The organism is Shewanella sp. H8, assembly GCF_040285065.1.
Lineage (GTDB): Bacteria > Pseudomonadota > Gammaproteobacteria > Enterobacterales > Shewanellaceae > Shewanella > Shewanella polaris.
Genome location: NZ_CP157213.1, coordinates 2,128,685 through 2,141,601, shown reverse-complemented (window position 1 = coordinate 2,141,601; position 12,917 = coordinate 2,128,685). Strand labels below are relative to the sequence as shown.

11 protein-coding genes and 1 pseudogene are annotated in these 12,917 nt (G+C 40.8%); 1 reads left to right on the top strand and 11 read right to left on the bottom strand.

Annotated features, from left to right (window positions below; all coding sequences use genetic code 11):
* Positions 1 to 23: 23 nt before the first annotated feature.
* The 8 genes from ABIS04_RS09275 to ABIS04_RS09240 form a co-directional block, all read right to left on the bottom strand.
* Positions 24 to 485, bottom strand: coding sequence for a MaoC family dehydratase (locus ABIS04_RS09275; RefSeq protein WP_350433285.1), 462 nt, complete (start codon positions 483 to 485; stop codon positions 24 to 26).
* Between the two features lie 311 nt (positions 486 to 796).
* Positions 797 to 2,602, bottom strand: a complete 1,806-nt coding sequence (locus ABIS04_RS09270; protein WP_350433284.1) for an acyl-CoA dehydrogenase — start codon at positions 2,600 to 2,602, stop codon at positions 797 to 799.
* Between the two features lie 60 nt (positions 2,603 to 2,662).
* Entirely contained in the window at positions 2,663 to 3,424 is a 762-nt protein-coding gene (locus ABIS04_RS09265) for an SDR family NAD(P)-dependent oxidoreductase (protein WP_137227161.1), read from the bottom strand.
* A gap of 80 nt (positions 3,425 to 3,504) precedes the next feature.
* Entirely contained in the window at positions 3,505 to 4,542 is a 1,038-nt protein-coding gene (locus ABIS04_RS09260) for a phosphotransferase family protein (RefSeq protein WP_350433283.1), read from the bottom strand.
* 115 nt (positions 4,543 to 4,657) lie between these two features.
* On the bottom strand, positions 4,658 to 5,875 hold the full coding sequence (locus tag ABIS04_RS09255; protein WP_350433282.1) for an acyl-CoA dehydrogenase family protein: 1,218 nt from the start codon (positions 5,873 to 5,875) through the stop codon (positions 4,658 to 4,660).
* A gap of 79 nt (positions 5,876 to 5,954) precedes the next feature.
* Positions 5,955 to 7,079 carry an NADH:flavin oxidoreductase gene (locus ABIS04_RS09250; RefSeq protein ID WP_350433281.1) on the bottom strand — a complete coding sequence of 375 codons (1,125 nt, stop codon included), beginning with the start codon at positions 7,077 to 7,079 and terminating at the stop codon, positions 5,955 to 5,957.
* Positions 7,080 to 7,147: 68 nt separating this feature from the next.
* Complete coding sequence (locus ABIS04_RS09245) at positions 7,148 to 7,918, bottom strand: SDR family oxidoreductase (RefSeq protein WP_137227165.1); 771 nt, start codon at positions 7,916 to 7,918, stop codon at positions 7,148 to 7,150.
* Between the two features lie 54 nt (positions 7,919 to 7,972).
* Positions 7,973 to 8,707: a histidine phosphatase family protein gene (locus ABIS04_RS09240; RefSeq protein WP_350433280.1), complete on the bottom strand. Its 735-nt coding sequence runs from the start codon at positions 8,705 to 8,707 to the stop codon at positions 7,973 to 7,975.
* Between the two features lie 321 nt (positions 8,708 to 9,028).
* On the opposite strand from ABIS04_RS09240, the gene ABIS04_RS09235 reads away from it, so the two are divergent.
* The gene (locus tag ABIS04_RS09235; RefSeq protein WP_350433279.1) at positions 9,029 to 9,940 is read left to right on the top strand and encodes a LysR family transcriptional regulator; all 912 of its coding nucleotides are present in this window, start codon (positions 9,029 to 9,031) and stop codon (positions 9,938 to 9,940) included.
* Positions 9,941 to 10,043: 103 nt separating this feature from the next.
* Here the strand turns inward: ABIS04_RS09235 and ABIS04_RS09230 are convergent, their stop codons facing one another.
* From ABIS04_RS09230 to ABIS04_RS09220, 3 genes and pseudogenes are all read right to left on the bottom strand, one after another.
* Positions 10,044 to 10,934, bottom strand: a complete 891-nt coding sequence (locus ABIS04_RS09230) for a dienelactone hydrolase family protein (protein ID WP_350433278.1) — start codon at positions 10,932 to 10,934, stop codon at positions 10,044 to 10,046.
* Between the two features lie 291 nt (positions 10,935 to 11,225).
* Complete coding sequence (locus ABIS04_RS09225; RefSeq protein WP_350433277.1) at positions 11,226 to 11,783, bottom strand: helix-turn-helix domain-containing protein; 558 nt, start codon at positions 11,781 to 11,783, stop codon at positions 11,226 to 11,228.
* 251 nt (positions 11,784 to 12,034) lie between these two features.
* Positions 12,035 to 12,651, bottom strand: a pseudogene (locus tag ABIS04_RS09220) (homocysteine S-methyltransferase family protein).
* Between the last annotated feature and the right edge of the window lie 266 nt (positions 12,652 to 12,917).

The following is a 12,917-nucleotide window of genomic DNA, read 5'->3' as shown; positions in this document are numbered from 1 at the left end:
ACGTTTGTTATCTCGAGTTCAGATTACTTAACCATTTGCACTGAAATCCACTCTGCAACTAATGCAGGGGTATCTCCGCCTTCAATCTCTATGGTCACTTCAGTAGATAAACGAAACTGACCGGGCTTGTTTTCTTCAATCGAAAGAGTTTTAGCGTGTGCTCTAATGCGGCTATTGACGGTAACAGGTTGTAAAAATCTCACTTTATCGAAACCAGCATTCAAGCCCATATAAAAGCCGTCAATCAACACGCTAAATTCTTCTGCAAAATGTGACAGCATTGAAAGAGATAGGAAACCATGAGCAATCGTTGAACCAAATGGAGTTGCTTTGGCTTTTTCTTCATCGACATGAATAAATTGATGATCCAGGGTGCAATCTGCAAACTGATTAATTTGTTCTTGAGTGATTTGATACCAAGTTGTTGGTTCTGCTTGGAAGCCAATATAGTTTGCGATGTCATTACGATTTATTACTGTCGGCATTGTTCCCTTTCCTCTTGAACTTTTAAAGTACTGTCCATGAATGAAATATAAGCGATATCTCATGCTAATTGGGCTGAGAACATTAAACAAATGAATAGTTTTAATATCAAGACATTCGCAGTACGAATAGCTTAGGGGTTAAAGCAGGTGTGCTGACAACAAAAACGCATTATCCAATAAATGAATAATGCGTTAATAACAAAAGAAAAAAGATAGGTTTAGTTGGATATGTTTATCTTTAAACACATGCGAGACAGTAACTTAGTGGCTAAACACAGCTCAAAACAACATAAACGCACATAGGGCCTTTTTTAAAACCAGTCTGCTTGCATGTCATAACTGGTACTGTCTGAGCTAATTAAGATAGATGACCAAACTGCAATTTGTGGCAACTCAAAGCGATAAAAATACTGCAATGCCTGTAATTTACCTTTATAAAAGTACTCATCAGTTTGATGTACTTTTGTTGATAAGGCTTTGGTGGCGACAATACTTTGTTTAAGCCATAACCACGCAATAATCACGTGACCAAATAACTCTAAATACTTAACAGAATTGGCCAGCGCTAAGTCGATGTTGTTAGTGGCCATGCCGTTTAACACAACTTCTGTTGTCACCTTTAACGTTTCTACAGCTTCGCTTAGTTTCTGGGTATATTCATTCAAACTGTCGTATTGTTTGGCTTGTTCAATGGTTTTGACAATTTCGTGTAAGGTGGCTTTATAACCCTGCATCCTATTCATCGGTACTTTTCGGGTCATCAAATCTAACGATTGAATCCCCGTAGTACCTTCATGTATTGGATTTAAGCGGTTATCACGATAAAACATCTCAACTGGATGTTCATTTATGTAGCCATGTCCGCCCATCACTTGAATCGCATATGAGTTAGCTTTAGGACCATATTCAGACGGCCAAGTTTTAATAATCGGCGTTAAAAAGTCTAACAAGGTATGGGCATGTTCACGTTGCTCGCTGGTGTCTGCGGTGCGCTCGTCATCACTTAATTGAGTGCCATACAGGACTAATGCCATAGCGCCTTCTGCATAAGATTTTTGCGCTAACAACATGCGCTTTACGTCAGCATGCTCAATGATATTCACCATAGGTGACTGCGGATCTTTACACGATGGCAAGCGACCCTGGGGACGATTTTTAGCGTAATCGACTGAATATTGATAACCGGCTACTGCCAATACTGCGCCACTAGTGCCGACCATAATGCGGGCTTCGTTCATCATGTGGAACATGTACTTTAAACCGCAATGTTCTTCACCGACCAAATAGCCTACAGATCCATTTTTTTCACCAAAACTCAGTGCCGTTGAGGTTTGTGCGCGGCCACCCATTTTATGAAAAAGCCCAGCGAGTGCGACTTCATTGTCTTCTCCAACGGAACCATCTTCATTAAGCAAAAACTTAGGCACCACAAATAACGAAATACCTTTCACACCTTTAGGGGCACCTTGAATTCGCGCTAACACCAAGTGAACGATGTTGTCGCTTAAATCATGGTCACCGCCTGAAATATAGATTTTATTGCCAGTGATGCGATAAGTACCGTCGTCCGACTTTACTGCCTTGGTAATTAAGTCACCCAAAGCCGAGCCACTACCCGGTTCTGTCATGGCCATGGTGCCCATAAATCGACCTTCACGCATGGGCTTAACCCAAGTGTTAATTAATTCTGGACTTCCATGTGCTTGTAACAAGTTGGCGTTAGCTGTGGTTAACATGTTGTAACCCATGCCCACACCGCCAGCGACAGTTAAAAATGATGCCGCTGCACTGGCAATAATGGGCGGTAATTGCATACCACCAAGCTCATAATCAGCGGTTGCAGAACCAATACCAGACTCGTTAACCGCATCAATTGCGGTTTTAAGTTCTGGGATGATATGCACTTTTTTACCATCAAATGTAGGTTGATGAGTATCCAATTTCTGACGGATAGGAAGAAAATATTTTTCTGCGATCGTTTTTGCGGTATTGACCACTTCATTAAAGGTTTGACGATCATGATCTTGATAACGTGTTCGGCTAGTTAACGCATCACTGTCAAACAGTTCGTAAAGCATAAATTCGAGATCGCGTTCATTCATTAACGTTGCAGGCATAATATTCTCTTCTTATCGTCTAAAGCTCAAACCAATGGTAATAAGTTAATTAATTGCAGCCTAAAACGCTGACACACCACCATCAACGGCAATACATTGTCCTGTCATATAGGTATTGCTTGGCGATAACATCATTAGCATGACAGCGACGATTTCTTTTGGTTCACCTAAACGATTCATTGGTGCGCCACGGGCCATTTTCTTTTGCTGTTCTTCGTCAGCAAAGTTGGTCACCATAGGCGTTAGGGTAAAGAATGGGCATATTGCATTAATACGAATATTTTCACGGCCGTATTCCACTGCACCGGTTTTGGTTAAACCAATAACAGCATGTTTTGCCATTGAATAAGCACTACCTCGCGCTGCCCCACCTAAACCTGCCATTGAGCTGACATTAAGGATGGCACCCTCGCCTTGCTTAAGCATTTGCTGTATTTGATGACGCATACCAAATTGCACACCTTTAACATTAATCGCAAACTGACTGTCCATGATAGATTCGTCAATGTGATGTAGTGGCATAAACTCGTGGGCGATGCCGGCATTGTTAACGCCAATATCCACACGACCAAAATGCTCAACAGCTGTATCAATCATGGCTTTACAGGATTCATTCTTAGACACATCGCATTTCATTGCGACCACCTCTGCACCAGTAGCCGCAATAGCATCAGCCACTTGATGTACGCCAGCTTCGTTAATGTCACTGATGACTAACTTAGCACCGCGTTTGGCCAATTCTTCTGCGAGTAATTTACCAAAACCTTGGGCTGCGCCAGTAATAACGGCTACTTTGCCAGTAAAGTCTAATAATGGATCCATGCGAGTAACTCCTGTAATTGATGGTCTTGTTGATATTTTTTTTTATAATTTTGGTTTATTAGTTTTGCTAACGTAGTTAGCTATTTATTCTCTGTTTCAATAACTTTTAAGGCCATTTTTGCGAGCGGTTCAACGAACGAGCCAACTTTATTAGCATGTTCATTAGATGCATTACCTTCAGCAGCACGTTTAGCAACACCTTGAGCAATTGCAGCCAAGCGGAAAAAGCTAAACGCTAAGTAAAACACCCAGTTTTCAATTCGTTCTATTCCCATACGTTGGCAATATTTCGCCACGTATTCTTCTTCAGTTGGAATGCCCAAGCTTGCGCGATCGATATCTTTCAAACCGTCAATACTTCCCATGCCTGCAGGCATACGTAATTGCATACATTGGTAAGCTAAATCGGCAAATGGATGGCCTAGCGTAGATAGCTCCCAGTCCAATAATGCGATAATGACAGGTGAATTTTTGGCAAACATCATGTTGTCTAACCGGAAATCACCATGGACTAAGCAAACACGACCATCATCTTTAGGTAAGTTAACTTCAAGCCATGTTATTAACGTATTCATTGCGGGTATATTTTGCAGTTCTGAAGCGCGGTATTGTGATGTCCAGCGACCGAGTTGACGTTCAAAGTAATTGCCCGCTTTTCCGTAATCAGACAAACCAACAGCATCAACATCGACACTATGCAGAGAAACCAGCACTTTATTCATGGCGTCATACATGGTTGAACGTTGTTCATTGGTGTCAATCTCAGCTAAAGACGCACTCCAGTAAACGGTGCCATCGCAATATTCCATTAAATAGAACATTGAACCCATTACGCTGGTGTCTTCACACAAGTGATAGACATTAGCAACAGGTACATCAGTATCTTTTAGCGCATTTAATACCCGATATTCACGGTCGACAGCATGAGCAGATTTTAATAATTTCCCAGGTGGTTGGCGACGTAACACGTACACACCTGACGTTGCGGTGACTTTATATGTAGGATTTGATTGACCACCAGTAAATTTGTCTAAAGTAATTGGCCCTTTAAAGCCTTGAACGTGTTGTTCTAAATAATCATTAAGCTGTACGTTATCAATAGAGAATACTTTTGGCATTTGGCAATACTCTTTTCGTTTTGATGAGTTAAGTTGCTGAGTGAATGATCGCTTTTTTAAGTTGCAGGTTGAACATTGTGCAACCAGCTAAAAAGGTCTCAAATGTTCACCTAGCCTAGTTCTGCGTAACTATTTTTTTCACTAAATCACGTCCGAGTTGCATCATGTGTACTTGATCTGGACCATCAGCTAAGCGCAATGTCCGTTGACCCGCCCATGCATGCGCTAAAAAGGTATCTTGACTCACCCCTACAGCACCATGGCACTGAATGGCACGGTCTATCACATCAAGCGACATATTGGGCGCAACAATTTTAATCATTGCGATTAAGTCTTTAGCCGCCTTGTTACCATCAGTATCCATCTTCTGTGCGGCTTTTAAGGTCATTAACCGTGCTTGTTCAATTTGGCAGGCAGATTTAGCAATATCTTCACGTACTGACTGTTGCTTGATCATCGGTTGACCAAACACAATACGTTCACCAACGCGTTTACACATTAAATCTAACGCGCGCTGGGCGATACCGACTGAACGCATACAGTGATGAATTCGTCCAGGGCCAAGGCGGCCTTGAGCAATTTCAAAACCTTTGCCTTCTGCAACAATAATATTTTCAACAGGTACGCGGACATTGGTAAATGTCACTTCGCCATGACCTTCTGGCGCATCGTTGTAACCAAACACTTTCATTGGTCGCACTAACGTGACACCCGGGGTGTTCATTGGCACTAGCACTTGAGATTGTTGAATATAACGATTGCTGTTGCTTGGGTCTGTTTTGCCCATCACGATCATAATTTCACATTGCTTACGACACGCGCCGCTGATGTAAAACTTACGGCCGTTTATGACATACTCATCACCATCTCGCTCAATGCTTAGTTCAATATTAGTCGCATCGCTTGAGGCCACTTCAGGCTCTGTCATTGCAAATGCTGAGCGAATTTTGCCTTCAAGCAATGGCTCTAACCATTGTTTTTTCTGTGCTTCATTACCGTATTTAGCCAATACTTCCATGTTGCCAGTATCCGGTGCCGCACAGTTAAACACTTCTGACGCCCACATCACTTTTCCCATAATTTCAGCCAATGGCGCATATTCTAAATTGGTCAATCCAGCACTGTATTTTCCGTACGAAACAGGAAGGAATAAATTCCACAAACCTTCTGCCTTCGCTTTGGCTTTCAATTCTTCCATTAATGGAGGCGTTGACCAAGGATCAAGCTCTACCTGTCGGTGCATTTCTTCTTCTACCGGAAACACGTTCAAATCCATAAAATCGGTGACACGTTTGATTAATGCTTGAACTTTTTCACTGTATTCAAAATTCATGTTCTACCCTTCTATTCGTCATTACGGTGTAGTGTGAGCCTTAACATTTATGATTAAGACCCAAACAGATCAGCAAACCTTAACTAAGTGACATTAATGATTTTTTGTTAAACGGTTTAATATCCGCGATAGCTTGGTGCTTAATTTTATTAACCCACTGTGGATCAACCAATAACGCACGACCAATAGCGACCAAATCAAATTCGTTATTGTTTAATCGCACTAATAGCTCATCAATGCCGGTTGGATTAGACGTGCCAGATAAATCAGCATTACCTTCGCCAATAAAGTCAGCATCTAAACCCACGTTACCGACTGTTATCACCGGTTTGTTTGTCAATTTTTTAGTCCAACCAGCAAGACCAAGGTCTGAGCCTTCAAATTCTGCCACCCAAAAACGCCGTGTACTGGCGTGGAAAATATCAACACCGGCTTGGCTTAATAAGCTTAAGAAAGTCTCTAGTTCTTCAGGTGTTTGGCAAAGTTTTGCATTGTAGTCTTGCTGTTTCCACTGCGAAAAGCGGAAGATAATCGTAAAGTCATCCCCAACGGCAGCGCGAATAGCGTTAACAATTTCAACGCCAAAACGAGTACGATTTTCTAGTGAACCACCGTATTGGTCGTCACGTTGGTTAGTGCCTTCCCAAAAAAACTGATCAACTAAATAACCGTGTGCTCCGTGTACTTCAATAGCATCAAAACCAATATTCTTGGCATCTAATGCAGCTTGAGCAAAAGAGGCAACGACATCATTAATATCATCTTGAGTCATTGAAACGCCATTTTTAGCGCCAGGTTTGTACAAACCTGATGGACTATAAGCCAGTGTTTCTTTATTTGGGCCAATACCTGGCTTTCTCACTGAACCTACATGCCAAAGCTGGGGGGCAATTTTACCACCTGCGGCATGCACTTCATCAACGACATGCTTCCAACCAGCTAATGCTGCTTCACCATAAATGGCTGGTACATTTTCATAGCCATTGGCCGCTTTATGAGAAATAAATGTCCCTTCGGTGATAATGAGGCCAACATCACCTTCGGCTCGTCTTCGGTAATAATCAGCAACGTCTTTATTAGGGACATAATTAGGTGAAAACGCGCGCGTCATCGGCGCCATGACGGTTCTATTTTTCAAAGATAACGATTTGGTGATAAAAGGTTCAAATAACTTATCGATACTGGTATTTTTGTCGCTATTCATAACGAATTCCTAGCTTTAAATGCTTCTTATTTTAGAGAGTGATTTAGTGAGTCATACCTTTTAATAGGTTAACCAATCAAATAACCACCATCGACATTAATCGCTGTACCCGTGGTATAGCTGGATGCATTAGACGCTAAATACAATACCGTTCCGGCCATTTCGTCTGGCTGAGCAACGCGTTTCATTGGAACGTGGTACATCATTTGTTTAAGAATGGCTGGATTATCGACTAGCGCAGAGGCAAATTTGGTATCGGTTCCACCTGGTAGCAAAGCATTAACACGAATATTGAATTGGGCACATTCTTTAGCAAATGCTTTCGTCATAGAAATAACAGCCGCTTTAGTGATGGAATAAATACCTTGGAAATCACCCGGAATAACGCCATTAACAGAAGCAACGTTGACAATAGAGCCGCCGCCACTGTCTTTCATTAGTTGTGCACCCTTGGTAGACATGAAGAAATACCCACGAATATTCACATCGACTGTTTTTTGAAAAGCCGTTAAATCGGTATCAATAATATGGCCGAAATAGGGATTAGCGGCAGCATTATTAACTAAAATATCAAGCTTTCCATGTTGTTCGGTTATTGCGGCAAAAATGGCATCGATTTGGTCCAATTCGCCAATATGACAGGCAATGGCTTGTGCACTGCCGCCAGCGTTAATTATTTCATCAACCACTGTTTGACAAGCTTCAATTTTACGACTTGATACAATGACATGTGCGCCATACTGAGCTAATACTTTGGCAACACTTTTGCCAATACCACGGCTAGCACCAGTGACTAATGCAACCTTCCCTGTTAAATCAAATAAATTACCATTGTTCATTTTATTTCCTTTTATAGCTGATTTATGGTGCAAAAACGTTAACGTACAACGACGTTACCTAAAGGTTACCCAGTCATCGCCTGCCTGCTCTAAGTGACTGTAGTTATTAAAATAATCAACACTCAACATATTTTCTGAAAATAACAGTTTAGTGACACTGGTATTTCTGGCTTGTTGATTCAAAGCTAATGTTTGTTGATCGTTCAATTGTAAAATGTGTTGCACAATTGCCGAAATCGTCCCGCCGGAGGTAAACACTAAAATGTCTTTTGATTTATTGATGTTATTTCCCCAAGAGGTAATCACACGTTTTTTTGCTAATTCTTGTTCAATAATATTGCGAAGAGCTCGAATGCAACGAGTCTTAAATTGTGGCCAACTTTCATTGTATTCATGATCTTTATCAGCCGTTACCCAACGATCGAGTGCTTTTGAAAACTCTTTTTGTAGGGTTTTGTTTGGTTCTTTACGTTGACTAATTTCTTCGCTCATTTCAGCGAAGTTGTTCCACTGGTCGTTATACTTTTTTAAAATATCGACATGATCGAATTCATTAAAACCAGAATGGATAACCATTGGAGTTGGCTCACCCTGGTATCCTTTAACGAAGGCAGTTAACGTTTGCCCATGCCGTAATAAATCACCGCAATAAAACTTGCTAGGCAAAGCTCTGGCTCGCCAGTACTGGCCTAATATTGTTGCTTGCTGGTTACCTTTATCTGACAGTTGATCGTAATCAGTACTTCCAAAAGATGCCTGTCCGTGTCGAATCAAATAAATGGCTGCCATATAGGGCCTCTAACTGGATAAAAAATCATGATTCAATACGGAATCAAATTAACGTGCGATTTACATTAGAGTTAATTTCAGTTTTTGATAGGTAAACAGCAACATTGGATTGCTTAACCATATCAATTGTCGATATTACTCATCGCAACAGATGCGTTTATTTAACTGAATTTTGTACTGTACCTAATGTACTTGACTATGCTAATCGCAACATCTAAATTGAACAAATGAATAGTTCTTATACCCTACTATTTATAATTTAAATAGTAGGGTATAAGTTGGGGTGTTCTCAACGTACACAGTGAGATCTCTGGAGTCAGTATGAAAATTGATTTGAATTTATTTGTGGTATTCGATGCGATTTATTGCGAAGGAAACATAACAAAAGCGGCGTCTGTCCTTAATTTATCACAACCTGCTGTGAGTCATTCATTAGGTAAATTGCGCACTCATTTTGACGATGCTTTGTTTATCAGACAAGGTAATGAAATGAGGCCTACTCCAGTAGCAAAGAATGTGATTGATGATGTCCGTGAAGCATTACATCAACTACAAGTGTGTTTAGTTCAATCTCGACAGTTTGAACCATTAACCTCGCGTAAGAGCTTTTCATTATCTTTACATGGCTCTTTAGAACCCTACTATTTACCGATACTGCAACAAAGTTTGTCGTTAGAGTCTCCAGCAATAAATTTACGCAGCAACAAAAGAGTTAGACGAAGCGAACTTGAAAATAAACTTGCTAGCGGTGATATTGATTTGGCAATAGATACCTTAATCCCCGTCAGTAATAACATTATGCACACCCAATTAGAACTAGACCAACTGGTTGTCGTTGCAAGAAAAAAACATCCCGCTATCACAACAGCTCTTGATTTAGATACCTACCTGCGTTTAGAACACGTTTTAGTTTCGTCGCGTTCGACAGGCCCTAGCTTAGAAGATTTTGAGCTTTCACGTATTGGATTGCACCGTAAAATTTCATTACGTTGTCAGCATGCTTTATCAGCTTGCCGCGTCATCTTGAATAACGATATGTTACTGACATTACCAAAAACCGCCGCCGTCATGTACAGTCAAATGCTCGATATCGCTATCTATCCTATGCCGGTAGAATTGCCCGAAATTGGCGTGCATTTATACTGGCACGTTAATGTCGACAAAGAACCTGCCAACAAATGGCTTAGAAACAAAATGATTATTGCCGCTACCAACACTAGAATAATGACGTAACAACAGACTATGGCGTCTATACCTAATTGCAAGATTGACCAAAATAACGATTTATAAACGTTATAAATTGCTAAATAGGAACCGGCAAATACATTAGTGTTATTTAGCTGAGTGTTTCATTAAAAAAATCAAGCGTACGTTGCCATGCCAGCTCTGCGTTCGCTTCATCATAACGGCCTGTAGAGTCATTATGGAAACCATGATTTGCCTTTGGATACATGTACATTGTAAATGGCACATTAAAGGCTTTTAAATCTTGTTCATATTCGGGCCAAGTAGTGTTAACTCTTTCATCTAACTCAGCTAATTGAATCAATAATGGTGCCTTAATATTGTGTCTTAATTCTTTAGCCGCTGGGGTGCCATAAAAAGGAACTCCTGCTTGAATCAAATTTGAATCAACTGCCGCAAGATAATTAACAATATACCCGCCGAAACAAAACCCTACCGTACCTAGCTTACCGTTACTTTGTTTATGCATTTTTAAAAACTTAGCAGCTGCGACAAAATCTTGTTCAATTTTACTTCTGTCTAACGACTTTTGCATCTCACGGCCTTCATCATCATTGCCAGGATAACCACCTAATGAATATAAGGCATCTGGTGCAAAAGCGATAAAACCTGCTTTAGCTAAACGTCTAGCAACATCTTTAATGTATGGATTAAGACCACGGTTTTCATGAACAACCAACACAACAGGCAATAGACCGGATTTATTAGTGGGCTCAACCAAATACCCTTGACCTATTCCGTAGCCTAGCGGTGAATCAAAATTAGCATAAGTAGCTTTAATATCTGAATCATTAAATGATACTTGTTCGGCTAATGCATAATTAGGCAGTAAGGCCGATGTCAGTACCGACATTGAATAACCGAGCGCAACCAACGATCCAAGTTTGCCGATAAATGTTCGACGATCCATACCACCATGAGCATAAGAGTCATACCAATCAAACGCTTGTTGTGGAATAGCATCGGAAGTTTTGTTTTTCATGATTAGCCTCTACTTTAAATGATCGATGATATAAATATTAGCTGAAGTTTATATTAGCTGAAGTTTAATCAGATATCACCTTAACCCAATTAATACGCCTATTTAATCTAAACTAGCGATAAAAAAAGACAGCATATTAATAAAAATCAAAACTTAATTTAACGCTATTCAACTTGTTATTTTTACTAACAAAGCAAATTGACGTTTCAATAGCTGGCCTATTACAAATTCATTCAACGCGGTTAACAAAGCAAAGCATTGTTTAAACGCTATTTGTTACCCAATTTCGGATTACTTATAACGCTTTAGTGTGGTTGATGGATTTTCACCAAATAATTGAGTGTAATCTTTGGTAAATTGGCCTGCATGCCAAAAACCCCAATTGGCTGCTATCACTGAAATGGGTATATCTTGCTGAGGTTGTTTAAGCTCCCTCCTCACATTATTTAAGCGTGTAAGACGTAAAAAACGCAATGGATTAATGCCTAAAATACTCTCAAAACTATACTGCAAGGTTCTTCGGCTAACAAAAGTAAGCTCACAAAGTTGCGTTATTGTCACCGCTTGTTGCGGATTCTCGTGCAAAAATGCTTTTATTTTCTCTACCACGGCTAATCGATGTTGATAGCTAGGTGCTACCGTTTGTTTTGATGATTCTTGTGTTAATAAATTCAACGCTAATGTACTTAACATGTCTTGCTGTAACGGGGTATGTAGCCGTGATTCACTATGGTTAATCAGCGATTCAATCAGAAAACGGGTTTGATTAAGTCGCATTGGATTTGAACTGATCCGTTCAGCACCTTGCGAAGCTAAGTTCTGAAGTGATAAACCTTGTATATCAGCCATGGTGAATAAGGTCTGTTTATTAATAACAAAACCATAAATAGTAAACTGTTCAGGGGTTATTAATTCAAAATCACAATCACTGGTTCGACACATAAACTGATGAGTATCAACTTGTAATCCATTAATTTTACTTTGATCTGAAAAACGCGGAATACCAAACCAGATAGATTCAGGCGCGATATTGCATTGCTGTCTTAATGCCCGCTGAGTAAATTCTTTAAATAGATGCGCCTCAGGATAATCAAGTCCTTCTATACAGCCATAAGCGCAGCCTCAATCACTTCAGGCTGACAACAATTAAACAAAATGGCATCGACATTCACTGTCAGCATGGCTTCGATGGCATCGGCAACTAATTCACCAGAGCGCAGTTTGGGTTCGCCTGCAGTGGTTTCATCTTCAAGGGTAAAGGCGACCCAAAATGGTTTGTCATCTTGTGGCAGTAGCGCTTTGATGGCGAGCGGTTCAGCGATAAGGCTCATGGTTTCGGCTAACCACAGATCCACATTGGGCGCCATTGCCCGGATCAGCGGAATCGCAAGCTCACTGACCTTCTCAGCATTGAACAAATCGGCACGATATGAGCCAAACAATGGCGGCAATGAGCCCGCAACCAACACCGAATGTTCCTGCTCGTCGGCAACATCGCGCGCTAGCTTACCCGCAAGCGCGGCCAGTGTTTCACCTTCAGCCGCAAAGCGCTCTGCATCAATATGAAACGGCACTAAGGCATAGCTATTGGTCGAGCGCCACTGTCCACATAAGCCTGATGCACAGCTGTTACTGTTTGTGGTGCTTCAATTAAGGCCAGTGATGACCAATCCGGCTGGCAAAATGGCGCGCCTCTTCTTGCTAATTCTCGTCCCATGCCACCATCAAGTATCCACAATTCCTGCTTATCTATTTCTTTTGCCTCTGCATATTTGAAACACTAGCTATCCTGAACCTAGGAGAATAAATGTATCTCAAACGGGTTGTTGTTCAGGTTTCATAGTTCGATTAATTGATGATTGTTATTACCCTAAATAGACACTTTTAATTTAGACATCTAGACGGCCAGGTTGCAACGTTAAATATAGCATTCTGCAATCGCTCTTAGCAACAATCTTTGGCGTGATAATTGAGACACTTAGC

Coding starts and splice junctions, on each gene's coding strand:
- ABIS04_RS09275 (WP_350433285.1), bottom strand. CDS start 485: ATGCCGACAGTAATAAATCGTAATGACATCGCAAACTATATTGGCTTC.
- ABIS04_RS09270 (WP_350433284.1), bottom strand. CDS start 2,602: ATGCCTGCAACGTTAATGAATGAACGCGATCTCGAATTTATGCTTTAC.
- ABIS04_RS09265 (WP_137227161.1), bottom strand. CDS start 3,424: ATGGATCCATTATTAGACTTTACTGGCAAAGTAGCCGTTATTACTGGC.
- ABIS04_RS09260 (WP_350433283.1), bottom strand. CDS start 4,542: ATGCCAAAAGTATTCTCTATTGATAACGTACAGCTTAATGATTATTTA.
- ABIS04_RS09255 (WP_350433282.1), bottom strand. CDS start 5,875: ATGAATTTTGAATACAGTGAAAAAGTTCAAGCATTAATCAAACGTGTC.
- ABIS04_RS09250 (WP_350433281.1), bottom strand. CDS start 7,079: ATGAATAGCGACAAAAATACCAGTATCGATAAGTTATTTGAACCTTTT.
- ABIS04_RS09245 (WP_137227165.1), bottom strand. CDS start 7,918: ATGAACAATGGTAATTTATTTGATTTAACAGGGAAGGTTGCATTAGTC.
- ABIS04_RS09240 (WP_350433280.1), bottom strand. CDS start 8,707: ATGGCAGCCATTTATTTGATTCGACACGGACAGGCATCTTTTGGAAGT.
- ABIS04_RS09235 (WP_350433279.1), top strand. CDS start 9,029: ATGAAAATTGATTTGAATTTATTTGTGGTATTCGATGCGATTTATTGC.
- ABIS04_RS09230 (WP_350433278.1), bottom strand. CDS start 10,934: ATGAAAAACAAAACTTCCGATGCTATTCCACAACAAGCGTTTGATTGG.
- ABIS04_RS09225 (WP_350433277.1), bottom strand. CDS start 11,783: ATGGCTGATATACAAGGTTTATCACTTCAGAACTTAGCTTCGCAAGGT.